This is a genomic window from Achromobacter sp. 413638, from assembly GCF_043119405.1.
Taxonomy (GTDB): domain Bacteria; phylum Pseudomonadota; class Gammaproteobacteria; order Burkholderiales; family Burkholderiaceae_B; genus Achromobacter.
In genome coordinates, this window is sequence record NZ_JBICCO010000037.1 from 1 (window position 1) to 23,872 (window position 23,872).

26 protein-coding genes are annotated in these 23,872 nt (G+C 63.2%); 1 reads left to right on the plus strand and 25 read right to left on the minus strand.

What is annotated here, in order from left to right; all coding sequences use genetic code 11:
- Nucleotides 1–558: 558 nt before the first annotated feature.
- From ACEU5R_RS16360 to ACEU5R_RS16400, 9 genes are all read right to left on the minus strand, one after another.
- Nucleotides 559–1,584, minus strand: a complete 1,026-nt coding sequence (locus ACEU5R_RS16360; protein ID WP_392410851.1) for a hypothetical protein — start codon at nucleotides 1,582–1,584, stop codon at nucleotides 559–561.
- A 136-nt stretch (nucleotides 1,585–1,720) separates the two neighbouring features.
- Complete coding sequence (locus tag ACEU5R_RS16365; protein ID WP_392410852.1) at nucleotides 1,721–1,993, minus strand: hypothetical protein; 273 nt, start codon at nucleotides 1,991–1,993, stop codon at nucleotides 1,721–1,723.
- 27 nt (nucleotides 1,994–2,020) lie between these two features.
- Nucleotides 2,021–3,046, minus strand: a complete 1,026-nt coding sequence (gene virB11 / locus ACEU5R_RS16370; RefSeq protein WP_392410853.1) for a P-type DNA transfer ATPase VirB11 — start codon at nucleotides 3,044–3,046, stop codon at nucleotides 2,021–2,023.
- A gap of 48 nt (nucleotides 3,047–3,094) precedes the next feature.
- Entirely contained in the window at nucleotides 3,095–3,250 is a 156-nt protein-coding gene (locus tag ACEU5R_RS16375) for a hypothetical protein (protein WP_392410854.1), read from the minus strand.
- Nucleotides 3,251–3,326: 76 nt separating this feature from the next.
- Entirely contained in the window at nucleotides 3,327–4,310 is a 984-nt protein-coding gene (locus ACEU5R_RS16380; protein WP_392410855.1) for a phage Gp37/Gp68 family protein, read from the minus strand.
- On the minus strand, nucleotides 4,303–4,557 hold the full coding sequence (locus tag ACEU5R_RS16385) for a hypothetical protein (protein WP_392410856.1): 255 nt from the start codon (nucleotides 4,555–4,557) through the stop codon (nucleotides 4,303–4,305). The genes ACEU5R_RS16380 and ACEU5R_RS16385 overlap by 8 nt, the downstream gene beginning before the upstream one ends.
- 83 nt (nucleotides 4,558–4,640) lie before the next feature.
- Nucleotides 4,641–4,856, minus strand: a complete 216-nt coding sequence (locus ACEU5R_RS16390) for a hypothetical protein (protein WP_392410857.1) — start codon at nucleotides 4,854–4,856, stop codon at nucleotides 4,641–4,643.
- 169 nt (nucleotides 4,857–5,025) lie between these two features.
- Nucleotides 5,026–5,634: a hypothetical protein gene (locus ACEU5R_RS16395; protein WP_392410858.1), complete on the minus strand. Its 609-nt coding sequence runs from the start codon at nucleotides 5,632–5,634 to the stop codon at nucleotides 5,026–5,028.
- A gap of 53 nt (nucleotides 5,635–5,687) precedes the next feature.
- Nucleotides 5,688–6,395, minus strand: coding sequence for a hypothetical protein (locus ACEU5R_RS16400; RefSeq protein ID WP_392410859.1), 708 nt, complete (start codon nucleotides 6,393–6,395; stop codon nucleotides 5,688–5,690).
- 314 nt (nucleotides 6,396–6,709) lie between these two features.
- Here ACEU5R_RS16400 and ACEU5R_RS16405 point away from each other — a divergent pair, with 314 nt between their 5' ends.
- On the plus strand, nucleotides 6,710–7,108 hold the full coding sequence (locus tag ACEU5R_RS16405) for a hypothetical protein (RefSeq protein ID WP_392410860.1): 399 nt from the start codon (nucleotides 6,710–6,712) through the stop codon (nucleotides 7,106–7,108).
- A 338-nt stretch (nucleotides 7,109–7,446) separates the two neighbouring features.
- On the opposite strand, the gene virB10 is transcribed toward ACEU5R_RS16405, so the two are convergent.
- The 16 genes from virB10 to ACEU5R_RS16485 all read right to left on the minus strand — a co-directional run bounded on the left by virB10 (nucleotide 7,447) and on the right by ACEU5R_RS16485 (nucleotide 23,597).
- Nucleotides 7,447–8,625 (minus strand): type IV secretion system protein VirB10, encoded by a 1,179-nt coding sequence (gene virB10, locus ACEU5R_RS16410; protein ID WP_392410861.1) that lies wholly within the window; start codon nucleotides 8,623–8,625, stop codon nucleotides 7,447–7,449.
- Entirely contained in the window at nucleotides 8,622–9,452 is an 831-nt protein-coding gene (locus ACEU5R_RS16415) for a TrbG/VirB9 family P-type conjugative transfer protein (RefSeq protein ID WP_392410862.1), read from the minus strand. Before ACEU5R_RS16415 ends, virB10 begins: the two co-directional genes overlap by 4 nt.
- The gene (locus tag ACEU5R_RS16420; RefSeq protein WP_392410863.1) at nucleotides 9,449–10,039 is read right to left on the minus strand and encodes a hypothetical protein; all 591 of its coding nucleotides are present in this window, start codon (nucleotides 10,037–10,039) and stop codon (nucleotides 9,449–9,451) included. The genes ACEU5R_RS16415 and ACEU5R_RS16420 overlap by 4 nt, the downstream gene beginning before the upstream one ends.
- A gap of 6 nt (nucleotides 10,040–10,045) precedes the next feature.
- A complete protein-coding gene (locus ACEU5R_RS16425) occupies nucleotides 10,046–10,726 on the minus strand; it encodes a virB8 family protein (protein WP_392410864.1) in 681 nt (226 codons plus the stop codon).
- A 667-nt stretch (nucleotides 10,727–11,393) separates the two neighbouring features.
- Entirely contained in the window at nucleotides 11,394–12,287 is an 894-nt protein-coding gene (locus ACEU5R_RS16430; RefSeq protein WP_392410865.1) for a type IV secretion system protein, read from the minus strand.
- Nucleotides 12,287–13,033 (minus strand): type IV secretion system protein, encoded by a 747-nt coding sequence (locus ACEU5R_RS16435; RefSeq protein WP_392410866.1) that lies wholly within the window; start codon nucleotides 13,031–13,033, stop codon nucleotides 12,287–12,289. The genes ACEU5R_RS16430 and ACEU5R_RS16435 overlap by 1 nt, the downstream gene beginning before the upstream one ends.
- An 8-nt stretch (nucleotides 13,034–13,041) precedes the next feature.
- On the minus strand, nucleotides 13,042–15,576 hold the full coding sequence (locus tag ACEU5R_RS16440; RefSeq protein WP_392410867.1) for a VirB4 family type IV secretion/conjugal transfer ATPase: 2,535 nt from the start codon (nucleotides 15,574–15,576) through the stop codon (nucleotides 13,042–13,044).
- A gap of 16 nt (nucleotides 15,577–15,592) precedes the next feature.
- The gene (locus tag ACEU5R_RS16445) at nucleotides 15,593–15,949 is read right to left on the minus strand and encodes a type IV secretion system protein VirB3 (protein WP_392410868.1); all 357 of its coding nucleotides are present in this window, start codon (nucleotides 15,947–15,949) and stop codon (nucleotides 15,593–15,595) included.
- On the minus strand, nucleotides 15,949–16,245 hold the full coding sequence (locus tag ACEU5R_RS16450) for a TrbC/VirB2 family protein (RefSeq protein WP_392410869.1): 297 nt from the start codon (nucleotides 16,243–16,245) through the stop codon (nucleotides 15,949–15,951). Before ACEU5R_RS16450 ends, ACEU5R_RS16445 begins: the two co-directional genes overlap by 1 nt.
- Nucleotides 16,246–16,381: 136 nt before the next feature.
- A complete protein-coding gene (locus ACEU5R_RS16455; protein WP_392410870.1) occupies nucleotides 16,382–17,128 on the minus strand; it encodes a lytic transglycosylase domain-containing protein in 747 nt (248 codons plus the stop codon).
- On the minus strand, nucleotides 17,128–17,730 hold the full coding sequence (locus ACEU5R_RS16460) for a TrbM/KikA/MpfK family conjugal transfer protein (RefSeq protein ID WP_392410871.1): 603 nt from the start codon (nucleotides 17,728–17,730) through the stop codon (nucleotides 17,128–17,130). Before ACEU5R_RS16460 ends, ACEU5R_RS16455 begins: the two co-directional genes overlap by 1 nt.
- Nucleotides 17,731–17,807: 77 nt before the next feature.
- Nucleotides 17,808–18,485, minus strand: coding sequence for a hypothetical protein (locus ACEU5R_RS16465; protein WP_392410872.1), 678 nt, complete (start codon nucleotides 18,483–18,485; stop codon nucleotides 17,808–17,810).
- Nucleotides 18,486–18,572: 87 nt separating this feature from the next.
- Complete coding sequence (locus ACEU5R_RS16470; protein WP_392410873.1) at nucleotides 18,573–19,856, minus strand: prepilin-type N-terminal cleavage/methylation domain-containing protein; 1,284 nt, start codon at nucleotides 19,854–19,856, stop codon at nucleotides 18,573–18,575.
- A gap of 81 nt (nucleotides 19,857–19,937) precedes the next feature.
- A complete protein-coding gene (locus tag ACEU5R_RS16475) occupies nucleotides 19,938–20,585 on the minus strand; it encodes a type 4 pilus major pilin (RefSeq protein WP_392410874.1) in 648 nt (215 codons plus the stop codon).
- A 49-nt stretch (nucleotides 20,586–20,634) separates the two neighbouring features.
- A complete protein-coding gene (locus tag ACEU5R_RS16480) occupies nucleotides 20,635–21,750 on the minus strand; it encodes a hypothetical protein (RefSeq protein WP_392410875.1) in 1,116 nt (371 codons plus the stop codon).
- Nucleotides 21,747–23,597: an ATPase, T2SS/T4P/T4SS family gene (locus tag ACEU5R_RS16485; RefSeq protein ID WP_392410876.1), complete on the minus strand. Its 1,851-nt coding sequence runs from the start codon at nucleotides 23,595–23,597 to the stop codon at nucleotides 21,747–21,749. Before ACEU5R_RS16485 ends, ACEU5R_RS16480 begins: the two co-directional genes overlap by 4 nt.
- Between the last annotated feature and the right edge of the window lie 275 nt (nucleotides 23,598–23,872).

Sequence of the window (23,872 nt, forward strand, 5' to 3'; positions counted from 1 at the left end):
GGGGGCAGCATGCCCCCGCGCTTTGGGGGCTGCCTTTCCCCGGCCGGCGGACGGGGTATCCGCCGGAGGGGGGACCAAAGCTATCGATCTCGGCAGGTAGCCGGCGCGGCCCTGGGAAGGCTGGGCCGTGGCTTGCAGCCGGTGTTGCCACTGCGTGGGATCTGGGCAGGCAGGGCGCGGCGGGCTGTCAGGCCCGCCAGCGTCCGGGGGGCCTCCTTTCCCCCGCCCGGCGGCGCATCGCGCCGGCGGGGAGGGGGACTCAAGCTATGGGTTTCAGGCCGACGCCGCCAGGCGTCGGGGCGGAGGGCGCGCAGCGCCCGGAGGGTAGGCGGATCGGTCGTCGCGCAAAGCTGGTGCGACTTGAGGCACAGCCCCTCGCGCACGTCTCCCTCTTCAAACCTATAAAACCTATAACCCTTTTGAGGCCCGTTTTTGGGCCAGCCTGTTGTGCCGAATTCGGGCCAGCCTTGCGCCAAATTTGGGACAGTCCTTGGGTAAAAGCGGGCCTGGCCCGAATTTGGGATAGCTTCCGATTTTGGACTGGACTGTGGATAACTGTCAGGCGGACAGAGGCACGCCGGCGGCGCGATGCACCCGCATCCGGAACGCCTGTTCCTGCTCGCCGGGCGCTTGTTCTAGGCCCAGGTCGCGGCCCTTGGCGACGATGCCGCTCCAGGTGCTGTGCCAGGCAGCGCCGCCGGCGCGGGTCTCCCGTTCTCGAAACACCCAGAGCCGCCATGACGCGAACCAGTCCTCAGAAAACCCCTCGTGGCCAGGCTTGGAGCGCCAGTAGGCGCAGAACGTCAGGACCATGGCGTCGACCCTGTCTGGGCCCCAGTGTGGTCGCTCACGGTGCGTCCACGCGCGCCAAGGTGCTGGCAGCGCCCAGTCGGCCGGCAGGCGGGTGGCGGCCGCGCCGGCGGCGGGCGGCGATACCTTCTTGGTCCCCTTGGCGCGACGCGTGCTGGGTGACGGTGATGTCGGTGCCGCAGGGGGGGCTGTCTGGGCCGGACCGGGAACCTCGCGCGGTGCGGACGGCGTATCAACGGGCGGGGCTTCGATTGCCAGCTGTGCCTGCGCAGGTGTGGATGGGGCGCTGGCAGATTCGGCAACAGCGGATTCTGCTGCGCCAGGAACGGCGCCGTAAGCAGCATGGGATGGGGTGGCGAAGTCGGCCGGGTTTTCGAGGGCTGCTTGATCGTCCGTCGGGTCGCAACCTTCGTCCAGGAGGTCGGCCTGGCCAGGTGGCAGATAGGGGGCACCGTCACCAGCGGCTTTGTCCGCCGCCGGCGCGCAGACCGTGGGCACCGCAGTCGGGCACAGGCGATAGACCAGGCAGCTGCGGCTGGCGCCGGCGCGAAGTCCGGTGTCGACAATGGCGCCGAGTTCCCGCAGCCGGGCAAGCGCTTCGATGACCGTCTTGCGATTCAGGTGCGTCACCCTGGCCAAGTGCTCAATGGAGGCGAATACCGTCCAGTCTGTCGCATAAGCGCGCACCAGGTGTGCCAGCTCCAGCAAGACCAGTTTGGACGAGGATTTTTGAACGTCGGCGGTACGTGCCCACTTGGATGCATCAATGCTCATCGCCAGTCCCCTGCAATCGAAGCGATTTTTACCCGGAAATCGGGAGGTGTAGCCTGCCCCACGAGAGGGCCGTGGGCTGGCCGTTCGAGAGGCCGGCCGGGCAATGCGCCCGGCCAAAAGTACGGGATACCGACGGTCACGCTTGCAGCTCCTCAACCGATTCTCGGATCGTGCGTCGGGCCTTGAGCGGTAGTCCGTGATCTTCATAGAACTCCCGGCGAGCCTGGAGCCAGGCCTTGTACGGCCACCGCCGTCGCTCGCCCCAGGGGTACGCGTCGCGGATGGCCAGATGGGTCTTTTCGAGAGAAGCGCCGGCCTGACGGCATTTGTCGTAGACGTTCTGCATGATCTTGTAGGCGTCGAGCACACGGGGGCTATGCGTGCGCCGGCGAGCCGAGCTAGCGGTCATAGAGATACTCCTAGGGGAAAAACAGGATCAGGCGGCCAGCTGCTGGGGCGCGGTCCGGCCGGGATTGAAATAGATCTCGCGCAGTCGGTAGCGCGAGAAGTACAGGGCGATGTCCAGCGTCGAATAGAGATACTGGCGAATGGTCTGCACGTCGATCTGCTGGCCGGCGTGCGACTGCTTGATGAGCAGCGCCACGCGGTCAAAGACATCGAATGCGCTGTTAGCGTGAGTGGTCGTTACCGATCCCGGATGGCCAGTGTTTAGGGCCGTGAGGTACTCCCAGGCTTCGGGTCCGCGCAGCTCGGAAAGGAGGATCCGATCAGGTGAGCTGCGCATGCAGGCCGCGATGCAATCGAAGGCGGAGACCTGGCCGACACCGTTACCGTAGATCAGATGGATGCGATTGCGATGATTGGGCAGCCACAACTCGTGGACATCCTCGATAGTGGCCACACGCTCGTCGAGTGGGACACGTTCGATCAAGCTGCGTGCAAACGTAGTCTTGCCCGAGCCTGTCTTGCCCCCGATGATGATGTTGCGGCGAAATTGCACCGCCTGATGCAGAAACTCGCGGATGCGGCCGGCTTCCTTGAGTTCGAGGAGCACACGGTCTTCGTCGGTCAGCACCGAAGGGTCACGCAATTCCTTCCAGCTGCCGAATGCACCTTCTGCATCCAGCTCATCCAACGTCTTGACCAAGGTGCTGTGCTTCCGAATGCTGATCGACAATGTGCCATCAATCATCGCGGGCGGTTGCATGGCCTGGAAGCGTTCGCCGCCAGGTAGGACCAAGGACATGATGGGCAGGAAGTTCACGCCGTTGTAGCTGGCGGTGGCTTCGATAAGCGCTTGCAGATAGCCGAAGGACAGCGCCGGCATCTCGTGCAGGCACCAACGCCCGTGGCGCAGTGCGAACAGATCGCCTGGTCGCGGAATAGTGATCTCGCGAACGGCATCGTCTGTCATGAATTCGGCCAGCGGCCGCATAAGCTGCTGGAGGGCGAGTCCACGATCCACCGCACCTACGGGCGGGGCGTTGAGAGAGTCGTTCATGGGGATGGTTCCCGAGGAGGGCAGGAGAAACGGGAAATACCGCGAGGCCTAGAAATACGCTTGCGCGGCGCAGTAGGAGGCCACGCCGAGGATGAGGGTCAACTCGATCTTCAGGATCGTCCAGGCGACGGGCAGCTTTTGAACGATGGCGCAGTACAGCGTGGCGAGCAGCAGTCCGGCGCCGATTGGAATGAGAATTTCCATAGCGGTGCGACAAGGAGATTGTGTAAATGCGGCTCGGCTTCGGAGGCGATAGGCCTTCGAGCTGGCCAAGCCGGTGTTATGCCGGGTGGTTCGGAAATTCATCCCATTGCCGGCCATCCAGTTGGCGGCCTGCGGCCTTCTTGCCGACCCGGCGGACCAGAGACCAACCGTCGGCGCCAGTGGGATGCTCCCGCTGCCTGATGCCATCGCGCGCGACGTAGCCGTCCATGGCGATCGCCGCAGTTTCGCGGCGGCCTGCACCAAAGTCGCCTGGGCCTGGAGACCATTCGCCCCACTGCTTGAATAGGAACGGCACGCCCGCCGTCCGACATTGATCCCGTAGGTTACCGACCCACAGAGGATTCATCGGCCGCGCGTCTGGCCCGCTTTCGCCGCCGACAATGACCCAGTTCACTCCTGGCCACGGCTCGGCCTCGCCGTGGGGCCGATGATGCCATTCCAGGCAGTCGCCGAAATAGCCAGGGCGCGCAGTGTGGCGAACGGCAGTAAGGTCCACCGGCCCCAGCAGCGGCTCCATGCTCAGGAAGCGCACGCGCGCCGGCAGCTCGAGCAGCTTAGGGATATCGCGGTCGGCCTCGGCCTGGTTCACGATGGTGGCGCCGATCCAGACGTTCGGGTAGAGCCTATCGAAGTCGAACGGCACGGGCAGCATGTTCCGCACGTTGCCGATGCGCTTCGTGAGCAGCAGCCAGTCCAGGCTCGGGGTGGCTTCGATCAACTGGAAAAGATCCGCGCGCCAGGCGGGATCGACGGCGTTGTCGAAGACGTCGGCCAGACTCGCGCAAAACACCCGCTGGCGCCGGCCGTGCACGGCCTGGAACTCGGCATGTGCGGAATTCCAGGTGATCGGCTTACGCCAGTTCGCGGCGCTGGTGCGCCGGCGCGGCGCGCCCGGCCCCCAGTTGATCGCAATTCCACCCGCGAATCTCGCGTTGTACGCCTCCGCGTAGCAATTGTCGCAACCAGGCCCAACCTTTTGGCATCCCAACCAAGGGTTCCAGGTATGGTCGGTCCATTCGATCCTGCTGTATTCAGCCATATTGCCTCCGTTCGTTGATGCGAGCTCTGCGCTCCAGGGCAAAGATGCAGTCCATCAGGCCGTCGACCAGCTGGCGCATACCGTCCGTGTTGAGCGAGACGGCCGCTGTGTTTCCAGTGATGATGTGGCCGACATCGACGCGCAGGAGCGCTGTATCGCCTTTGTCGCCATTCATTACCAGTTGCACCGTGCCGAGCGTGCCCACCGGCGTTGTGATGGGCACGACCACATTGATGGGGCTACGCATCACGGATCCCTTCGCCAGTGGCCACGGCAGCGGCGATGCGTTCTGCTTCTTGGATCGCCTGGGCGGTGTCGCTCTCGTTCATATCAGTCCACCCTTGCAATTTCGACGATGACGAAGTCAAGGTCGTCATGGGTCTCGCAACGATCCTCGCCAAATGCGCGCATAGCGTCGTCAGCCAGGGCCATGGAGTATTCATGGTCAATGCCATGCGTCCCGCGACACAATAAATAGACCTGGCCCCAGAGATTCGGAGCAAGCAGGGCGATGTCGCGTAAGGCTGTGTTGTTCTGATTGGTCATGCTGCACGCTCCCGAAATAGGCTGTTGTGCTGGATGCTGGGTGAGAGCAAAAGGGATTCGACGCGGGTACGAGCGCCGTCGGCGTGGGCCCGGCCGTCGACGCGCGTCCAGCCGGCATAAAGCTGGTGGTAGAGGTCGCAGCGGCGGATTATTTAGCTCTGAGCAACGGCTATTCCGGAGTCGGGCCATACGAGACGTTGCGAGCCATATCGGCGAGAAACGACCGTACCGCTTTCACGGTCGGCCGCTTGAACAAAACCACGTCGACCCCGTATGGGTTGGTGCCCCAGGTCAAGCCATTGCTCTCGTCGTAAACCACGAAGTGCCCGTTGATTGTCGTGCTCCCTCCAGCAACAAGCGTCGCCGTCAATTCTTCTGGCGTGGGCAAGTCCAAGTCAGACCATGCATTCGCCTTGATGAGAGCATTCGTTTGCAAGCGATTGACACTATTTCGTTCGGCCTCTTGCAACTCTTCACGTAGAGCGATCTCGGCACCCGCCGCGATCAAGAATGTGTTGCGAAGATAGGGGACGTCGCTCAGAAGCGCGGGCACGGAGGCACCTGCGTAGTATTCGCCAGCGTCGCTCGCAGCGCAGCGTGCCTCCATGGCGCAATACTCGTACTCGTCGGACCCTATATCGCACGCTGTCTGCGCCAGCCCCCACATCGTTCGGGCGTACAGAGCAAGCGAAAACAGAGAACCGCCAAGATCTTGTTGGAGCCGTTTCACGATTTCGCGCAGTTCAGGGCGCTTCTCGACGCAGATCTCAAAGTCCATAGACTCGCTTTCCAACGGTTGGCGATCTTCGCGCCCAGCTCGTTCGAACCCGCTCATGGGCATTCGCGGATGAAATCCGCCCGGATAAGGTGCAGCGTGCCTACCGCGGCTACCTTGCAGTGTTGTCTCACCATGCGGTCGACGGCTTCACGATAGCAATCTCGGTATCCGAAGTCGTATCCCAATAGCGCAAGCAAGCCCATCGCCGCACCGGACAGGGCAATGGCGAGCGGCGCCAAGTCCCGCAGGAAGGCCAATATTTCCCGCACACTTGCCCGTTGAATTTCTTGGACTAGTGATACCAGATCCTCTGGAAAGGTCACTGTTGCGAATAGCAGTGTCCAGACTAGGATCAGGGGAAGGTTGGAGAGCGCCTTGGCAGCGGCGGCTAGCCCGGTCTGGATTATGTTGCCGAGTTGTTCGAATGCGATGCGACCGTTGCGCAATACGGTGCGCCGTATCTCGGCGTATTGCGCGTCCGTGATACGTCCAACGGGAATGCCATTCAATATCACGCCCCATTCTGGCGACGCATCGGCCTGCATGCGCTGCGTCAAGTGAGCTTCCTGTCGACGAAAAAGATAGTCTGCGCCAAGGCTGAACGCGGCGGTCAGCAGCAGGGCGCCTGCCAGGACTGACCAACCAGAGGTGGGGACGTAGTACTTTGCTAGCGGCAGGGAAATCACAAAGGCGGCGCTGATGATTGCGAACCAGCGCAGTCGCAGGCGCGTCTTCGAATCGTCCGATGTACGTTTTTGCATTGTGCTTGCTTCCAAGATACCGCTGGCCGGCCACAGTCGGTCTGACGAGGCAGCGGGTCCGGCGGGTGAGGCGAGGGACAGCAACGGCCGGCGCAGACAGGTGCCGCCCGGCCTCCTTCATTCAAAGCTTCGCCTGTTGCCCGATGTCGGCCAGACGAGAGGAAGGCTGGACAGATATTGCTCAGACGGTCGTTCGCGCTTCTAGAAGCCGAACGCTTCGGCACGTTTCCCTTTTGCCGTGTTACAAGGCGGATTGGTGGGAAGGGTAGTCCTTCGCATTGCCCTGGAAGGGCGGGAGTATTTTGGAGAGAACCTTGAGCGAAATTGGAAAGGTGCAATTACTGGTGTTTCACGGCGTGTATCGCGAGGATGGCGCGATCACTCATTATTGGCACGAGTTTCCACGGGATTTGTATCGTGCAATACCGCATCTCTATGTTGTACAAGTTGCGGATCGAACCGGAGATTCGGTACGAGTCCGCGGCTTCTTTTTCATGAAATCGAGCCTTTTGTCCAACCATCCGGATTTTGAGGATTCGTTGCTTGTGTCCTTCAAGCTTATTGATACCTTCAAGGACTGGGACTTCAACCAGCTGAGCCTTTGGGCTTCACGCCAGGGCGAACCTGAGCCAGGCGTGCCCCCGTCAGAGATGGCCATGCTGGGCGCGGCGCATGAGCATTATTTGCGGGTCGACTCGCGCGGCCGCGCATAAATCAGCGAAGGTGTGGCCTAGGCTCAGTGCTCTTCGGAAACTCAAAGGGAACTGAGTCTTCAAATTGCAGTGGTTCGGCAGTCAACCTGTATCGTCTGATCGCTACGACCAAGGTGGTTTTGGGGGAGCCATGGGCGTGATAAGCCCGATCAACTTCGTGCGGCGTCGATGCCGATACTTGCTTCGCTTCATGCGTCATGTCTTTGCTCCATTCGTAGGGCGATAGTCGGAAATTGTTCCGCCAGGATGGCAGTGTTTATTGCGAAACCGGCGAGGCTGTCGGTGGGAAGTTGTTGTGGTCCCCCATTTTTTTAAAGCAGGCGAAGGAAGGCGTGCTGCTATCGGCGCTCGGAGCGGCGCACGGGGCGCAGGTCATAAACGCCGCTGAAATCCAGGTCGCGGGCGACATAGATGCCAACGCGCCCGCCCTGATTGCGGTAGAGCGTGGGCGGGATGTTGATGGTGTGATCCAGTACCGTGGTGACCGCATCTTTCGCGGCATTGCCCGTGTTGTCGAAGCGCACGGTGCCGCCGTTGCGATCCCCGCCCCGGTTGCTCGCCCAAGCGCCAAGGTCGCCAATTAGGCTGACGAGGATTGCTCCGCCAAAGCGTTCGGCAAAATGCGTATCGATATAGCCATCAAGGCCCGCTTCGCCAAGCGATCCGGTTCCCGGTGAATCCAGGCTAACGATCACGCCTTCCGGCGTCTCCAGGCGCGACCAGACGACGCCAATGCGCGGCTGGCCTTGGGCGATCACGTTTTGCTGATAGCCAGTAAACTTGGTGCCCTGGTCAATGAGTACGACGCGTCCGCTGGTTGATCGGACATCTCGGGTGGCATAGCAGCTGATCATGCCGGCCTGCGCGCTCACCAGCTTGGTGTCCAGGCCGCAGTCGATCATGGCGCCCTGGGTAATCAGCATGTCCCGATTGCCAATGCGGCCGGCGCGCGCTGCCGAGAGCTTGAGCGGCTGCAGCTTGTCGGCCATCGGGCCGCTGTCGGCCGTCTTGACGGGCGTGCTGCGGGCGGGGTCCTGCTTGCCTTTGTCCTGTTCGCCCTGCAGGCCGCTGGCCAGCCTTCGTTGCTCGACGGGATCGAGCGCCGGGACAACGGCCACGGCGGCCGCGCCGGGAGCCATCAGCATACTCGGGGTGGATACGGTGCTGGGGGGGGCAGCAGGTTCTGGCGGCGTGGGTGGTGGCTGGGCCGATTCGGGCTCTGGTGTCTTCAGTTTCAGGCTGGGCAGGACGTTGCGGATCTCAGCTCGCAGTGCTGCGACCGCATCAGGATCCTTCTCTTTCTTGACGCTAAAGGCCCGCCAGGCGAGAAGTCCCATGAACATCATGCCGACCACCAGCAGCAGCCACATGAAGGCCTTGGCACCCGGGGCGAGCGGCCGGGCCGCGTCCTGCAGGTCAGCCCGGCCGCGACTGGACACCTCGGCCTGGTGCGCCTCGAACTCTGCCACCGCGTCGATTGGCTTGGCGTCGCGCTTGCGGCGCTTGAACAGACTCATTTGCTGGGCTCCTCTCGTGTCACACGCTCGACCGCCGGAGAGATCGTTCGGGTGGGCAGGCCGCGTGCCTGGACGCCGCCCTCGTTGTGCACCGCCAGGACCTGGTTACCCAGACGCAGATGCCATTTCTTGGCGACGCGATGCAACACGATGGTGTTTTCGTCGGTCATGTTGCGGTTGGCAATGACCTCCTGGCCGTCGGCATCAACGAAGTAGATGACCGGCAGATCCTGGCCAGGCGCAAAGCGTAGCCAGGTTTGTGCTCCATCGTCCCAGGCGCTGACGGGTGCGAGCGACATGTCGCCGTTCATCGTGTAGTGCTCCCAGTTGATTGCCAGCGCGTTGTTGGTCAGCTCGGATTTGACGAGGTCCGTGTCGCTGCGGGCATTTGCACGGGCCAGTTCCGCGTCGGGGTATTGCAGTTCAAGCCGAAAGAACTCCCGGCCGGTACGGACCTTGGCGTACTTCAGGAGGAAGGCGTAGCTGCGCTTGTTGGTGATATAGATAAGGTTGGTATCGGCCTGATCGGCCTTGGGTTTGAGCAGCAGGTGGCGGCTTTCCTGCACGAAGCTGTAGGCGGCGCTGTCGCCAAACGCATGAGTCAGGTATTCCTCGTCGTCGGCCAGCACGATGTGGGTGGCCACGCCCATCGCCGTGTCCACCTGGATGATGTCGGCCGGGTCATAGTCAGCGGTGCGCACGCGCTGGTCCTTCACGGATGGCTTTGGGCGCTCGAGGGACCAGGCGGGCGCGGCGGCGGTGCAAAGTGCCGCCGCCAGCAGCGCGCAGCTGACCGACCGGATAGGGGATCGGAAGAGCGGGCTCATCGGCTCATTTCCATCGAGTGGTCACCCTTGTCATGCGTGCGGGTGTGCTGGGCGCCGTGGGCATGCTGGGCCTCATGCGTCAAACCGTGGGATTTCTCGATGCCCGCCACCAGACCGACGCCACCGACGGCTTTGAAGGGGTAGTGGATGGCTACGGCCTTGTCAGCTTCATCCGGAGCGATTTCTCGGGCGAGCGAGGCGCGGGCGTGCACGATGTAGTCGCCGGTCTCCAGGTCGCGCTGGATGACGCAGTTCGGCGTGGTGCCGATGACCGGACCGCGGTACTCGCGGCCGTCTTCGGGCTGGCGAATCTGTCGGTCCTGTTCGCCATAGAGTTCCACGGGGCGGCGGGCTTCCTTGGTACGCATCTCGAAATGCTTGCCGATGCGCTCGGCGGCCATGATGGCGGTCGGCAGGCGCAGGTCGGCCTTTTGGTTGAGATGGTCCTTGCAGAGGAGGGCGGCGCCGTAGAGGTCATGCCGAGCGTAGCGCTCGACATCGCGCAGCAGCGCAGAGCGCTCGGCGTTGGACAGGCGGTCCGCGCCCTCCAGGCGGCGGGCTAGTTCCTTGATTTGCGCATTGGTCATGGTGAGTTACCTCTCGGTTTCGATATCGGTGGCGTAGCTGACGACCTGGAAGCCCAGGGGATTCTCCCGGCCGATGGCCTCAGACAGCGGGGTGTTGACGTAGTGGTATGCGAGCGTGGCGATGAGCTGCTCGGACCGCACCGCCTGATTGCCACCTTCGGTGCGGCGGGTGAATCGCACGACGGCACTGTGGTTGGGGCCGAGCGTGATGGAACGGACGTTCACGCGCACACGGGTGTGGTCGGCGTAGCGTTTATCAAGCGCCTTGTCGCCTTCGAACTTCGCGCGATACTCGCGCTGCACTTCAGGGGAGCTGAAGAGGCCGCACCGCTCATACGTGTTCTGGATGGTGTTCCAGTCGTAGCTCTCGCAGGACAGCACGTATTGATGGATGAAATAGCGGGCGATGCGTTCGCCATAGTCTTCCTGGGCGTCGCGCAACATGGAGACGTTGGTGACGTCGCCCGTGGCGTCGTTCACGCGCATCACGTACAGCTCGGGCGGGGGTTTCAGGGGTAGAGCCGTGACGAGTGCTCCGCACGCGAGGATTGCGAGCATGATGCCGGCCGATCCGTAACGCCAGGCGCGCGTCCGGGAGGTGAGAATCTCGGTTATCAGATCTCGCTCCAGCCCGCGCTTGCGCGCCAGTTCTTCGTCAAGGGAGAGCTTGGGATCGTCACTGGGCATGTGCGGCTCCCAATTTGATAGCCAGCCGAAGGAGGTTCAGACGGGGCGGCACGAAAGGTATGGACGACAACGGACGAGCCGCGCCAGGCGCGGCCGCGAAGGCAGCCTTCATGGGAACTCCAGGGGGGAAATAGAAAAGCGCCCGGAGAGGCGGGCGCTAGAGGGAAGGGACGAAGCGGAGGCTACGCCAGATATGGGGGAGGTAAAACAAACGTCACCGCGTCAGGGCGGCGAGATTGGGTAGAGCAGCAATGGGCGTGGCTGTGATGCCAACTACGGATGATTTCGAAACGGGTTGGCAGGATTTCGCTTCCAAGCATCGTACTCCTGAGCCTCTCGCCGCCGACGATCGCCGTCGGATTCGGGCGCCTGAGCCAGCATGTAGCGCAACAGATTCGTCGGCCATTTGAAGCAGACGTACCACAAAGGACGGAGGAGCCACGTCCAAGTGGCACGTGCCAAGCTGACCCATTGGAACACCGATATGGGTTGCTCATCCATGGCAGGCACCGTATGGCCAAAGTTAGAGACTGGCGTCTGGCTGCCAGGTAGCGGACTCTCGGTAAGTGCCTTACCCAGAGGTGTCGAGGGAGTCTTTACCATAATGATGATATCTCCATCATTGAGAAAAGGACCTGCAAGAGATACTTTCGTGGATTGCCCAATTTTAGCCTACCCTTCCGATGAATGGAACGGCAACGCCGCCTCCTTGGCCGGCTGTGAGCGCTCTTGCAATCGTAGATACCTGTTCGAGCATGAACTTGGCACCCACTGAAAAGAGGATCAAGGCGGTGAGCATGGAGAAAATGTTGATGTCTCCTTCCGCCTTAGCCGTGGCGAGGAGGGCCTTTTGGAGCATCCCGAACATGCCCATGATGATCGTAAAGACCAGGGCAAAGACCGCTGCATAGATCGCGTAGAAGAGCATCTGGTTCAGCCAGCTTCTGAAGTAGTCCCTTGTGTAGTCAAACAGCAAGGCCAGAATAAACAGAGGCCCAACAATTGCGATGACCCCCATTCCGGCTTTTACTGAGACGAGGACAATAATGCCTACTGCGCTCATCGCGGCGGAGATCACTGAGATCAGGACGGCGATGACCACGAATGCGAACGCCTTGATTGGGCTGGTGACGGCATTTGGAGCTCGGTCATGTATCTCAGTGCTGATTTCCGAGCCATTATTGGCCGCCGCATCGAGTTTTTCGGCCGGCGTGGTGGGTTCCCTGTTGAAGATGTTGGTCATGTCGGTGGGCAAATCCAGCATGACCTCGACGATCTCAGTCTGGTACAGGCCGCCCGCGCCCGCAATGCTGGCGATGATGACAATGTTCACCACGCGGCGCAGCGCCGTGAAGATGGGCGTCGGAATCGCACCACTGGCGATCATCCAGCCGTACCACATGAGGCCCATGGTCATGGCGACCGTCACAAAAGGCCAGATGGCCGCTGTGGCATTGCTGATCGCCGGTGCGACGACGCCCTTGAGCATGTGTGTCACGGAGTCGTCCATCCAGCGTGCGATGCCGCCCAGGCTGATGAGCTGAATAGGATCCGCGGCCATCAGTTCCCCCAGGGTATCGGTGCCCGAATCGCGTCCACGCTGAACGATTTGGCGGCCAGCTTGTCCGCCTGCTGTTGCATCAGAGCCTGTTCGGCCTGCAGCTGGCGGGTGAGTAGGTCGGCGCGCGTCTGGTCGGCCTGGATGTTTGCCTGCTCGACCAGCATTCGAGCCTGCAGATCCGCGATGGACTTGGGATCGGTCGTTAAGTTGATCTGCGCCTGCAGCTGGTCGATCTGCTTGGCCCGAGCGGTGGTCCCCGCTTGCGCGCTCTCCAGCATTGCCTTGGAACGCACGGCCAGATCTTCCGCCCGCTTGTCGATCGCGGCGCGGTCCTTGGCGTAGTCGCCAGTCATGCGCTCCTCCTTGACGATGCGTTCAGTCTTACGCACGAGGTCTTCGTTGCCTAGCGCCGGGTTGCGCAATACGGCCTGTACGTCATCAGGCAATGCGCGGCGGATCGCCGGATTGTTCAGGATTCCTCCAAGATCACGGGTTCCGGTCAGAGCCTCCAATTGTTTTGTCTGTTGTGTGAGCTGAGCCTTGAGTGTCGTGATCTGCTCAATGTACTTGGCGATCGAAATGGCGTGCTCTTTTGCGCGCGCGGCGATGCTCACGCCGTCGGTGACCGGAATGCCTCCTTCAACGGCGTGAGCAGGTGTTGCGGTTTGCGTGAGAAACGCCATGGCGAGCGCTGCGGCGATGCGCGCGCGCCAGGGTTGCGTAAGGGTAGGATGCAGCGAGTTCATAAGATCTCCTATTGCTTCTTCGACGCGGCCGCGCGGGCGCGCTCCAGGTAAAGGGGAAGCCAGGCTTCGGGATCCGGGCCGCGTTCGGCCATGGCTTGCTCGGCAATGGCCGCAAGGTCATCTGACCCGGAGAACACCAGCAGCGCGTCCAGGCACTGGGAAAGGTCAAGGGTGGCGGTGACCGTCGAGCCGCCCTGTGCGCCGCCTTGCTTGATGACGAACTGGCGCGAGAACTCGCCCAAGCCCTGAACCATGGCGAACTCCGCGGGCGTGAGCTTGAAGTTCACGATGTAGTCTTCAGGCGTGGCCTTGTCGTTGGGCAGGTATCCGACGGTGGCAGACTGTTGCATGAATGTCTTGCCGACGGACGTTTGCGAGATGGCGTCCGGCTCCTGGGTTGCCCAGATGACGACGGCTTCGTTCTTCCGGCCCGTGCGATGTTCATTCTGAAGAAAGTCCTGGAATGCGGGTACCTTCAAGGGGTTCTGGACCTCATCGAATACATAGACGAGCCGGCGGCCGTCCTTCATTTGATTCGTGCGATACAGCAAGTACGTCACGGCGGCGTCGCGGACCGGGCCTTCTTCCAGTAGCTCGGTCACGTCGAAGCCAAACAGGTTCGTGTTGGACAAGTCCAACTCATCGACCGGATTGTCAAAGAGCCAGCCGTTCTCGTGTCCAAAGCACCAGCGCTCGAGCCGCTCGCGCAGCGTGAGCTTGCCCTCGCGGGCCGGTGCCGCAGGCAGGAACTGCACGAGCGTGGACAGCCGCCGCAGGGGCTGGTCGATATGCTCGACGAGCTTGCCAATGGCGCTGCTAATCTGGCGTTGCTCGGCAAGCGAGGCGGGCTGGTCGCCATCGGCGGCCAAGAGGTTGGTGAGCTTGCGCATGAAGCCCAGGTTGCGCTCGGTCTCGGGCATCTGAAGATAGTTCCAACCTGTCGGCACGCCCCAGCGCAGCGGGAAGTATTTGCCGCCCATGGCCATTACGGTGACTTGCAGCCCGCGCCCGTAATCAAAGACCGCGCCCGTGTAGCCGAGTTTTCTGGCCTGAGTCAGGCAGTGCGCCAGCAGAACGGTCTTGCCGGTACCGGACTTGCCCAAGAATCCCGTGTGGCCCAGGCGGCGCTTGCCGGTCTCGTCGAGATCCTCAAGCGTGGCGTGGAAGTTCAGGTAGTAGGGCGTGCCGCCGGTGGTCTTGAGCATCGTGACCGCCGGCCCCCACGGGTTGCCGTTGGGCTTGCCGAAGAGATAGTTGTGCATCGAAGACAGGCATAGAAAGTTCAGCGACGTGATGGGCGCCGGGCGTGGTCGCCACGTCCAGTTGCACGGCAACTGCGCCCACCAGGCTGAGACCAACGCGCGGTCGACGAGCCGGGCGATGATGCGCTCCTCGGCCAGCGCGCCGATCACGTCGGCCGCGCTGCGCAGCGTCTGTTCGCCATTCTCGCCAAACACGGTGATGGTGGCATGGTGATCACCCATGACGAACTTGCCAGCCATCATGTCGTCCATGGCCTGCGAGAGTTCTTTGATCTGGGAAGCAGAATGATCGCCTGAGTCTTCTAGCCACTTCTTTTGCCGTCCCAGGGCAGCGATCCCCTCGGCCTTCGAGAGTCCGCCGAAGGACTGGCTCAGGATCAGCTCAACGGGCAGCTGCAGGAGCTTGTTCAGATGGCCGGGCTTCGTGCTGGCGGGATATTCGCGCAGCTCGACCATGGCGAAGCGCCGGCTCCAGTTGACCCCGCGCAGCTCGCCCTGTTCGCCATGGGTGGAGAAGAAAGGACGGGTGCTGGGCAGCGTGTTGTAGAGTCGGGCGTCGAGCACCGGGACGGGCTCGAGCTTGCCGTTGAGCAACAAGCCGAAGAACTCGGCGGGTTCAGAGTACAGACGCTTCTCCGACGCGCGTTCATTGGGCGGAGTGGTACGGTCTTCGGCGCTATCGGTACCGTCGCCTACGTCATCATCCAAGTCATCGTCATCGTCATCGTCATCGGGGCGTTCGACGATCTGCAGCAGGTCCGCCCGGTAGCGGGTGAGGGCGCCCGCGAGCTTGCGATTGATGTCGTCGAGCTGCTCGATGGCGCGGTTCTGCCAGGCCAGGACGTCGCGGGCGGTGCGTTTCTCGAAGCGAGAGAAGAGCCGCAGCGCCGGATCCACGCTCGCCCGCACGATCACGGTCAAATACAACTCGTTGATCATGGGCGGCGTCTTGTCGAATGTGCGGCGGTAAGCCGCGTCGTGTGCGCGCGAGAATGCGTCGGGGTATTCGCTGTCCGGATACTCGCGGACTTTGCGGCGCACAAGATGTGTCCAGAAGCCGACGCCCGGCGGGAAACCGCAGACAAGGTTGTTGAGTTCCTCGATCCAGCGGCACTTGTCCTCTTCGGGATGGCCTTCAAACGAACGGCCGTCCAGACGCCAGACGGAGACGTATTCGGCGCGGCGCGTGGCGACAATAGACGACGTGACATGGTGGGAAAACGGGACGGCATCGCTGACCGCCCGCTCGTGGCGCAGCGCCGGGGCGAGGGAGTCTTTCATTGGGGAGCTTCCATATCTACCGGCACCAGGGGCGCCGGCGGCTGTAGGGCGTGGGTGTGTACGAGACGGCGCCCCAGAATGTCTTGTTCGGTGCCGTGAACTTGGTCTTGAACCACAGCTCCCATATCCAGAAAGCGCGGTCATCGTTGCGGCTGATGATGGCGACAATGGGATAGAGCGCCGGAAACAGCAGCCAGCCTCGGTAATTGAACATGGCCACGGTGACGGTGAGGAAGACCAGGCCGACAAAGGCTCGGGTGGGTACGCCGCCCTTGATGGTGGGAACGCGGGTGGCACCCTTGAAAAGCGGGTACTGGTTGGGTGGGATCTTGGAGCCACCATGCTCTGCGGGTGTGGTGGGCGGAGCGGCCATCAGAACGCGATCTCAACGATGCCGCCGGCGATAGCGCCAGCGAAGACGACACCCAGCGCCCACTGATAGGCGGTTTCCTTTCGGATGACGTCTAGCGAGTACAGCAGGCCGCAAATGCCGCCGGCGATCAAGCAGACAACGGGTATGACGATCCAGAGCCAGTCCTTGACCTTTTGCACTGTCCCGGTGGCTTTCGCGAGACCGCCGTCGGCATGGGCCACCACGGGCAGGGCGAAGAGGATAAAGACGACGAACATTGAGGCGAGCAGGGCGAGATTGCGCGAAGTCAGGCGCATGGGAAAACTCCATGAAAATGGCCACACGGCGCCAGGCTTGGATGCCAAGGCGGTGCGGCAGAAAAGGGGGGAAGGGAGGGGTTGGGTGTTGTGCTAGGGCTGGCCGGGTGGAGCCTGCCGACTTGATGGCGCGGACCTATTGACGGGACCGGCCGAGGGGGACGCGCTGCCCGAAGGGGCTGGAAGTGGATTGGGCTCCGGGTTCAGACTCGGTTCTCGTGTCAGACCTGGTAAACGCGTCAGGGCGATCCGTCGCGAGCGCGTCGCTGCGCGGCATGTCGAAGGCGTCGGGTCGGGGCGGGGAACGCGCGCCGGCAGGGCTGTTGATCGTGTAGCTGCCGTCCTTGGCGAATTGCGAAATTTCCGCCCCGGTGGCCGTATCCCCAGCCTTGCCCACCGCTGCGCCTGGAGCCTGGCTCAGCGCGGGGATTTGGACACCGCCAGCCGCAGCCACACGCACGACATAGCCATTTTTGAACCCCGCCGTCAGGTTCCCTGTGTTGTAGCAACTGAAGGCGGCATACAGCGCAAATTGACCCGGCCCATGCATCTTGCTTGCTCGCTGATAGCAGCCGACGAGCACGCGCTGGGCAGAAGCAAGATTTACGCAAGGATCCAGGATTGTCTCGGGCGTGACGCCGAGCCATTTCCAGTTCCGCACATTGATCTGTCCGTAGCCCACATCAAAATCCTTGCCGTCGGCCATCAGCTTGCGGATCTCATCGACGGCCTCCTGGCGGGATTTGGGCCGGATGCTGCGGTGCGGCTTGCCGTTGACACCGATGACAAGCGGATCAAAGCCCGATTCGTGGCGGACCACGGCGGCCAGCGTAGTGATGTGCACCGCCGGCGCGCATTGGCGGGCGAGCGTGGGGAAGTCCATCAGTTGTTGCCTCCGTTGTAGTAGTTCCGTTCGGCATCCGCTTTGCGCTTGGCCAGCACCTCTTCGTACCTCACGCGCTCGCGCTCGTAATCCTTCTCAGCGACCCAGTAGCCACCCTCTTCGGGCTTGCCGACATAGCGAGGAAGGGTGCCGTCGAAGTAGGTGTATTCGTGTGAGGTGTAGACGCTGCAATAGCCGGGCCGCTGGTTGCCGACGACGCGCATGTCTCCGAAGAGCGGCGTATTCATCCACCGGCCGAGATCCCGATTGAGTGTCTCGGGGTCGCAGCGCCCCGCGCCGCGTGAAATCGCGTCGACGAGAGACTGCATTTTTTCGGTCCGATCAGCGACAGGGCACAGCCTCAAGAAGTCCAGACGCGCCGATATGGTGTCGGAGAGCTTCCTCCTGTTTATGCCGAAGTAGTGCGACAGTGAAGGCGAGCACTGGCCAGGGCGGATGCCGCTGGATAGGCAGAGCAGTGCTTCGCAAGCGAGACGGACATCGCCCTCCAGGTGCCCGAACTGTTCGGCGAAGGCGGGGTTGAATGCAGGTGCGATGCAAAGAACAAAGAGCGCCGAAAGGCGCTTGAGTGTGATTGACATGGCGGGGATCTCGTTCTGTTGGGGCAGCGGACGCGGTCATGGGATACCGCACTTCTGGTTCGAGTTCGGAGTCGCTGTCAGGTGCCCCCAATGCAATAGCCAATTAACGAAAATCTAGAGGCACCCCAACTGACGGTGATGTACGCAGTCATGCTGGCGAACCGTACGATTGTGTTGCCGGTCACGCCGTCGCTGTCGGTTCTGGTGACAGGGAACTCGACGGCCGCATCAAATTGGGGGTCGGTCTCCCATTTGAGGTCGATACCGCTCGCCGCAGACCCATCCGGATAGGTGAAGCGGAGCTTGTAATCCGGAAAGCGGCAATGCAGTACATCGGGGCCTTTCAATATCTCCATCTTCACCGTCGCCGGGGGAGGCGGTGCCTGACAACTGTCGTGCCAGGCGCCCCAAGCCTCGTAAGCGATGTCGGCGGGGTTGGCCTGCAGGATGTAGGCGTTGCGATAGCGCACTCGAGATCCGGTATAGCCGGCTGGGCATTGGGCAGATTCAGACTGCGTCTGGGCGATGCGGCAGCCGCCGTAGGTCGTGTGCCAGAGGTAACCGGCATTGCATCCTCCGGGTGGCAGCGGGGCGCCTTGGCCGATCTGGATGGTGAGCGTGTTGAGATCGGTCTTGAGTTGGACATCGGCCTGGTTGGAGGTGGGCGTGGCGTATGCGACGGTGAGAGGAAGCAGGAACAGGGCGAGCAGGGCGAGGTAATGCCTGCCCCTGCCTCGCAGGGAGGTGAGGAACATGGAAATCTCCGTTGGGAATGGTCCGCGTGCTGGCGGCCGAGACGAGGACGTGAGTGGCCGCAAGAACGGGACGTGGCGCGAGCCGCGCTAGTTCTTGCAACCCTGGATGACCGACGCGCGGGCAGCGAGGTCGGCGGGTGCGATGACAATGCGGTCGGCGGCGATGCTGACGCGCTGGGCCACGCGCACGTAGCTGCTGCCGGCGTTCTGGAACGTGCCGCTGAATGCGCCGCCCACGGTGACGCTGCCTGCGGCGTTGACATGGCCGGAACCCTGGATGTTGCCGCCGACCGTACCGCCGATGTTGACGTCACTACCGCGCACCGTGACGTCTGTCGCTTGTAGTGCCACCTGCCGCCAGGGGGTGAGGCCAGCCGGGCAGCGCAGGGTGGGCACTGCCGCATCGTGCGGTAGATCGCTGAACGTGCCGGTGATGACGTGTCCGGTCTGGGTGAACCACACGCCGCCCGTGCAGACGGCGAGCAGCTTGTTGGCGGTCGAGGCATACAGCCCCTCCACGGCGCACGCCGCACCGGGCGCCACCGCCGTGTTCAGCAAGAGGCCAGTATTGCTCTGGATGCGGCCGCCGACTGTGAGCGTGTTGTGCAGCGTGACGGGCCGGGTCTCGCCATGTCGGACGAACTGCCCGAAGGGCGTGGCATCGAGGCCTGCGGCCAGCACCGCGTGGCCAGGTTCCTGCCCAAAATCGAACCAGGCGCGCGGCACGTCCATAAGGGGACCCCGAACGTTCGTGCCGCCCATCGCGTCATGCCCGCCATAGCCGCCGGCGGCCAGAAGCACCTGCCCGAGTAGCGCCTGGACATACTTGGCGCGGGTGCCCGCAGGCGCCTGGCATGTGGCGTTGCGGCGAAGGCTGCGCTGATCGCTGATGGGGTGGCAGGTATAGACATAGGCGCTGGTGCGGCAGTCGTCGCCCGGGCAGGTCCCCTGGCGCACCAGGAGGAAGCGCGCCGCGTCGCCCAGCGCTGGGTAGCGCGGGGTGCTGACAGGCAGCAAGCCCGAGGCGGCCAGGTCGGCCATGCCGCCACGGGCCACCTGAGCGCCCGCCACGGCCGTCCAGGTGAGCGCGGGTGGCGCGGGTGTGGCACTGGCGCTGCCGTCGTTGTTGGCCATGTCCTCTCCGCGCAGCCAGGGTTCGTACTTGAGCTGCAGGTCAACCACCGCGCCGCGCAGTTGCATCAGATATCGTCCGGTACCCTCGGCGGCACTGTCATCGGCGTCGCGCTTGATCGCGCCTGCAGCCAGGGCAACGACCAGGGTGGTGACCAGCAGGGCGAGCAGCACCTCGACCAGGGTAAAGCCCTGTTGGCGCCCGCGCGCGCAGCGGGCCGTAGCGGGAGCAGGCCGCATGGGGAAGCCTCCATGGAAGAAGTCATGGAACCCTGGCGGGTTCCGCTGTGCAAGACATGCTTGCGGGATGAACGGGCATGCTCACCGGGTGGCAAAGACGAAGGTGTTGCTGTCGCCCTTGGTGCACAAGTCCTGCGCCGTGACAGGGTTGAAGGTGCCCGTCTCGTTATTGGCGCCCAGCGTCTTGGCGGCCGTGCCGTTGACGCTGATCGTCTCTGACACGCCGTTGAGCGTCGAGGCGAGGATGGGGCAGGCCTTGGCATTGACGTTGGTGAGCGTGATGGAGAAGGCGCTACCGAGCGCACCACCGCCGAGCGCGGCCGGCGCCAGGGTGATCGTGCCGCTGGACCCGGTGCCCGACCCGCCTAGGCGGTGCGCGACGGTGCTGCCGTTGACCTTGAACACCGTGGAATCCTGCAACGCGGGCGCCAGATTCTTGGCATTGTCGATCGACGCGTACGGTGTGACGCTATCGCCTTCGCCCAACACGCGAGTGCGCGACATGAAGCGCTGCAGCTCGCTGGCGACCGTGGGCACGCGCAGTTCTATCCAGATTCCCTTGACCACGGGGAAGCCGACGACGGCGGCCACGATGATGATGGTGATGACCAGCATGGTTTCGACCAAGGTCAGGCCAAGCTGGCGGCGCAGGGGGTGAGAGCAGGGATGGGAGGCTGCACGCTGCCTGAAGCTGTGCGCCGGGCGGGCAGGGTTAAGCGGGTAAGGCATGGGGAAACTCCAGTCAGAAGGGGTGGTGTTTGGTGTTGGTGGACGACGCCTACATGGTGGCGTCGAGCATCATGGCGTTGCGCATGTCCCAGATGACGCCGTAGTGCCAGGCGAGTAGCCCCAGCATGGCCAGAACGGTGAGGATGAGCACCGTCCAGCGCAGAGCCTGGGCGCGAGATTCGACGCGCTTCAAGAGCGTGGTTTCCATGCGGGTGCGCGTTTTCTGCAGCGCCGTGTCCAGGCCCAGCGTGCTTGCCAGGTCCTCCAGGTACCAATAGGTCTCCCGGTCCAGCAATCCGACGTCGAGGACCGCCGCGCCGGTTCTGGCGTCATCGAGCCGTTGGTGCATAGCTTGCAGGCGCCGGGCGAGCCAGCGCGAGGAGCCGGCCAACTGCAGGTCGATTACCTCCCGCAGCGACACGGTCTTGCCTGCCCGAGGCTGCAATGCTGTCGCCGCGGTGCTGACGACCCGGATCGCCTGCACGTCCCGGTACAGGCGGTACGGCCCCCAGCTATCCAGCGCCTGGCGGATCCGTCCATCCAGGTTCGGAAACGACATCCCGATCAGGCAGAAGCCGATGAACGTGGACATCCACAGCGCCATGTTGTTGTCCCGCAGCCACTGCGCCAGGCCGAAGAAATTTCGGGTCAAGGGGTTCAAGTATTCGGCAGGCACATCGGGTAGCGCGTCGTGCAACATGGGTGCGGTCAGATACGGCACGCCGACCATGAGGGCGGTCCAGAGCACGGCGAGCGCGATCACGGCGGCCAGCAGGGTGGACAGCAGCAGGGATCGCAGCCGCTCGTTCAGCCGTACGAGGCTGGCCATGTCGCGCAGTCCGGTCGCAAAGACCGCCTGGCCTTGGCGCTGCAGCGAGGCGAACTCAGCGACCTCGCGGCGCGGTAGCGTGCCAAGTAGCGTGCGGCCCATATCGCCGGTTTCGGCTACGCGCAACGCCCAATGCGCTGACAGGATGCCACGGGCGCTGCGGTGGCCATAGCGCTGCGCGTCGGCCTCGAAGATGGCGAGGATCGTGCGCTGACCCTGGGTGTCCTGCGTCATGTCGGCCAGGTACTCGTACCAGTCGGCACGCTGGCCGGAGAACTGCCGGGCGGCCCAGCCGACGCGAGTCAATGCAAAGGGTAGGACAAACGGGAATTTCATGGCGATTTGTTCGATGGTTGCAGGGTCAGGAACGACATGAAGTGCGGTTCGATGTCGCGCGGATCCAGGGTGCCGAGGCTCATCTTGTAGACGGCGCATTGCATGGCGGTCTTGCCCTCCATATCAGGGTCGTTGAAGGCGGCGGTGCGCCGGGCGGCGTAGATCTGGTGCAAGCGCAGTTCATCGCCGGCGGCAATGGCGCGCAAGGCGTCGGTGTCCATGCCCGGCTCGAAGAGCTCGGCGACGACCGTGCGACCACGGTAGCCAATCAGCTCGGGCAATCCCTTGGCGCGGCAGTGTGGGCAGCCCTCGGGGTTGCGGATCCGCATCGTTTCGTATCCGAAGTCGTACAGCTTTTCGATGTGCGCCAGGTATCGATCCCACCAGCGGCCCTCACGGGTGATGCCCATGCGGTCGGCGGCGCCCGTTCGCAGGACCTCGGCGGGCAGCGCGCAGTCGCAGAGCACGGGCAGAAGCGCCTGGTAGGCAAGGAGTTTCAACGATTGTGGCGAACCCAGGACGCCGCGCGGGATGCCGATCTGGACGCTGGCCAGCCGCTCTGGGATGGCGAAGGCGCTGCCCACGTGCAGGGTCGTGTAGAGACGGCTACCCGACTGCACGATGTCCTGGAAGGCTGCGCCGGTGAGCCGGTCGCGGGTTTCGCCGAGGAGCACGACGTGGGCGGCAGCCCGCTTGAGCGCCATGAGCTTGGCCTGCATGGTTTCGACATCCGAGCCGTCGATGGCGCGAGCCACGCTCGCCTGCAGCGCCCTGGGGATGAGCAGTTCGACCGGATCCTCGATGGTCGCCACCTTGTCGGTGGGGGGGTGACGCACAACCAACTGCCCTTGGGTGACCGTCTTGCCTGAGCCAGGCACGCCGCCCATCACGACGGCCCCGCCCTGGCTGCGCAGCACGCGCTCGAATTGTTCGACCTGGGAAGGAAGGTATCCGAGCGCATGCAGGTCGACGGCCTGCACCTTGGCGTCGATCTCCAGGATGCGCAGCGTGATCGAGGGTCCTTGGTCGGCAATGAACGAGCCCCAGCGCAACATGTAGCTGCGGTCATCGACGACCTCATAGAGCCGTCCCTGCTGCTCGCGGGTCATGTCGAGCATCATGCCGTTGCCGCCGCTGACCTCCAGCCAGGCTACGCGTGCCATCTCCAGCATGCGCTCGGTGGGCATGGCCAGGCTCGCTGGTGTCGTGTACTGACCGTCGATCGTGGCGCTGACTTTTGAGATGGCGCTCGTGGTGTCGATGTGCAAGTGCAGGTCACTCGCGCCGGTTCGGGCGGCCCAGGCAACCAGATCGTGGAATCCGGTGCGCACGGCCGAGCGACCTCCCGACCGTCCACCCGAACCGCCACGCTCTCGCAAGCTGCGCTGACGCAGGTCCTGCGCTTGCATGCGCTCGCGCACCAGGGTGAGCAGCACCACCGGGCTGACGGTATACACGGCCACGGGCTGGCCTTCGGCGGCCTGCGTCGCCCGCGCCATGACGGCGCGGAAGATGTCGGAATCACGCTGACCGCGCTTGGCGAACACGGCGTAGCGATCGCCTTCAAGCTCGGCCACGCAGGCGATGACGGCTGCGGCCGAGCCGCACCAGTCCACCTTGAGGGTCCGGAAGGGCGGATCAATGCGCTCGATGTCAGCGAGCGATTCCAGTTCCTGCGGAGGGGCCGCCCCAAGCATGGTCGCTGGCGGGCCAATTGAGGCCGTGGGCGCACTGACGGCGGGCAACGTTATGAGCGAAGCGTCGTCAAGGGGCACGTCTTGCGCGCCGAAGGCGCTGCGCAGGCGGTCGCGGGCCTTGCGGATCACCAGGCGAAGGCGGGCAATCATGGAGGACTCCGGTGTAGGCATACGGTCAATAGAGAGGCTTGACGCGCAGCGGCTTCAGATTGGGCGTCGGAGTCGTCAGTCGAGGCCTGACTTGTTGGCGGTGACGCGGGCTGCTCAAGCACGACACATGGTGTGGCAATCCGGATCAGCCGGAATCCTTCATCGGTGCCGGCGACAGGCGCCGCGTTTCCCGCGCGAAACACCGACCTCCGGCCTGCGCGAACCACGATGGCAGAGAGATTACGGTCCACGCCGACAATGGCCTGCAGTTGCAC

Excerpts from the sequence above, each read along its gene's own strand:
- ACEU5R_RS16380 (WP_392410855.1), bottom strand. The coding sequence starts at position 4,310 with ATGGCTGAATACAGCAGGATCGAATGGACCGACCATACCTGGAACCCT.
- ACEU5R_RS16435 (WP_392410866.1), bottom strand. The coding sequence starts at position 13,033 with ATGAACTCGCTGCATCCTACCCTTACGCAACCCTGGCGCGCGCGCATC.
- ACEU5R_RS16375 (WP_392410854.1), bottom strand. The coding sequence starts at position 3,250 with ATGGAAATTCTCATTCCAATCGGCGCCGGACTGCTGCTCGCCACGCTG.
- ACEU5R_RS16485 (WP_392410876.1), bottom strand. The coding sequence starts at position 23,597 with ATGATTGCCCGCCTTCGCCTGGTGATCCGCAAGGCCCGCGACCGCCTG.
- ACEU5R_RS16425 (WP_392410864.1), bottom strand. The coding sequence starts at position 10,726 with ATGCCCAGTGACGATCCCAAGCTCTCCCTTGACGAAGAACTGGCGCGC.
- ACEU5R_RS16385 (WP_392410856.1), bottom strand. The coding sequence starts at position 4,557 with ATGCGTAGCCCCATCAATGTGGTCGTGCCCATCACAACGCCGGTGGGC.
- ACEU5R_RS16365 (WP_392410852.1), bottom strand. The coding sequence starts at position 1,993 with ATGACCGCTAGCTCGGCTCGCCGGCGCACGCATAGCCCCCGTGTGCTC.
- ACEU5R_RS16360 (WP_392410851.1), bottom strand. The coding sequence starts at position 1,584 with ATGAGCATTGATGCATCCAAGTGGGCACGTACCGCCGACGTTCAAAAA.
- virB11 (WP_392410853.1), bottom strand. The coding sequence starts at position 3,046 with ATGAACGACTCTCTCAACGCCCCGCCCGTAGGTGCGGTGGATCGTGGA.
- ACEU5R_RS16390 (WP_392410857.1), bottom strand. The coding sequence starts at position 4,856 with ATGACCAATCAGAACAACACAGCCTTACGCGACATCGCCCTGCTTGCT.
- ACEU5R_RS16420 (WP_392410863.1), bottom strand. The coding sequence starts at position 10,039 with ATGACCAATGCGCAAATCAAGGAACTAGCCCGCCGCCTGGAGGGCGCG.
- virB10 (WP_392410861.1), bottom strand. The coding sequence starts at position 8,625 with ATGAGTCTGTTCAAGCGCCGCAAGCGCGACGCCAAGCCAATCGACGCG.
- ACEU5R_RS16450 (WP_392410869.1), bottom strand. The coding sequence starts at position 16,245 with ATGCGCCTGACTTCGCGCAATCTCGCCCTGCTCGCCTCAATGTTCGTC.
- ACEU5R_RS16445 (WP_392410868.1), bottom strand. The coding sequence starts at position 15,949 with ATGGCCGCTCCGCCCACCACACCCGCAGAGCATGGTGGCTCCAAGATC.
- ACEU5R_RS16475 (WP_392410874.1), bottom strand. The coding sequence starts at position 20,585 with ATGCCTTACCCGCTTAACCCTGCCCGCCCGGCGCACAGCTTCAGGCAG.
- ACEU5R_RS16455 (WP_392410870.1), bottom strand. The coding sequence starts at position 17,128 with ATGGACTTCCCCACGCTCGCCCGCCAATGCGCGCCGGCGGTGCACATC.
- ACEU5R_RS16460 (WP_392410871.1), bottom strand. The coding sequence starts at position 17,730 with ATGTCAATCACACTCAAGCGCCTTTCGGCGCTCTTTGTTCTTTGCATC.
- ACEU5R_RS16415 (WP_392410862.1), bottom strand. The coding sequence starts at position 9,452 with ATGAGCCCGCTCTTCCGATCCCCTATCCGGTCGGTCAGCTGCGCGCTG.
- ACEU5R_RS16400 (WP_392410859.1), bottom strand. The coding sequence starts at position 6,395 with ATGCAAAAACGTACATCGGACGATTCGAAGACGCGCCTGCGACTGCGC.
- ACEU5R_RS16430 (WP_392410865.1), bottom strand. The coding sequence starts at position 12,287 with ATGGCCGCGGATCCTATTCAGCTCATCAGCCTGGGCGGCATCGCACGC.
- ACEU5R_RS16395 (WP_392410858.1), bottom strand. The coding sequence starts at position 5,634 with ATGGACTTTGAGATCTGCGTCGAGAAGCGCCCTGAACTGCGCGAAATC.
- ACEU5R_RS16480 (WP_392410875.1), bottom strand. The coding sequence starts at position 21,750 with ATGAAATTCCCGTTTGTCCTACCCTTTGCATTGACTCGCGTCGGCTGG.
- ACEU5R_RS16440 (WP_392410867.1), bottom strand. The coding sequence starts at position 15,576 with ATGAAAGACTCCCTCGCCCCGGCGCTGCGCCACGAGCGGGCGGTCAGC.
- ACEU5R_RS16470 (WP_392410873.1), bottom strand. The coding sequence starts at position 19,856 with ATGCGGCCTGCTCCCGCTACGGCCCGCTGCGCGCGCGGGCGCCAACAG.
- ACEU5R_RS16465 (WP_392410872.1), bottom strand. The coding sequence starts at position 18,485 with ATGTTCCTCACCTCCCTGCGAGGCAGGGGCAGGCATTACCTCGCCCTG.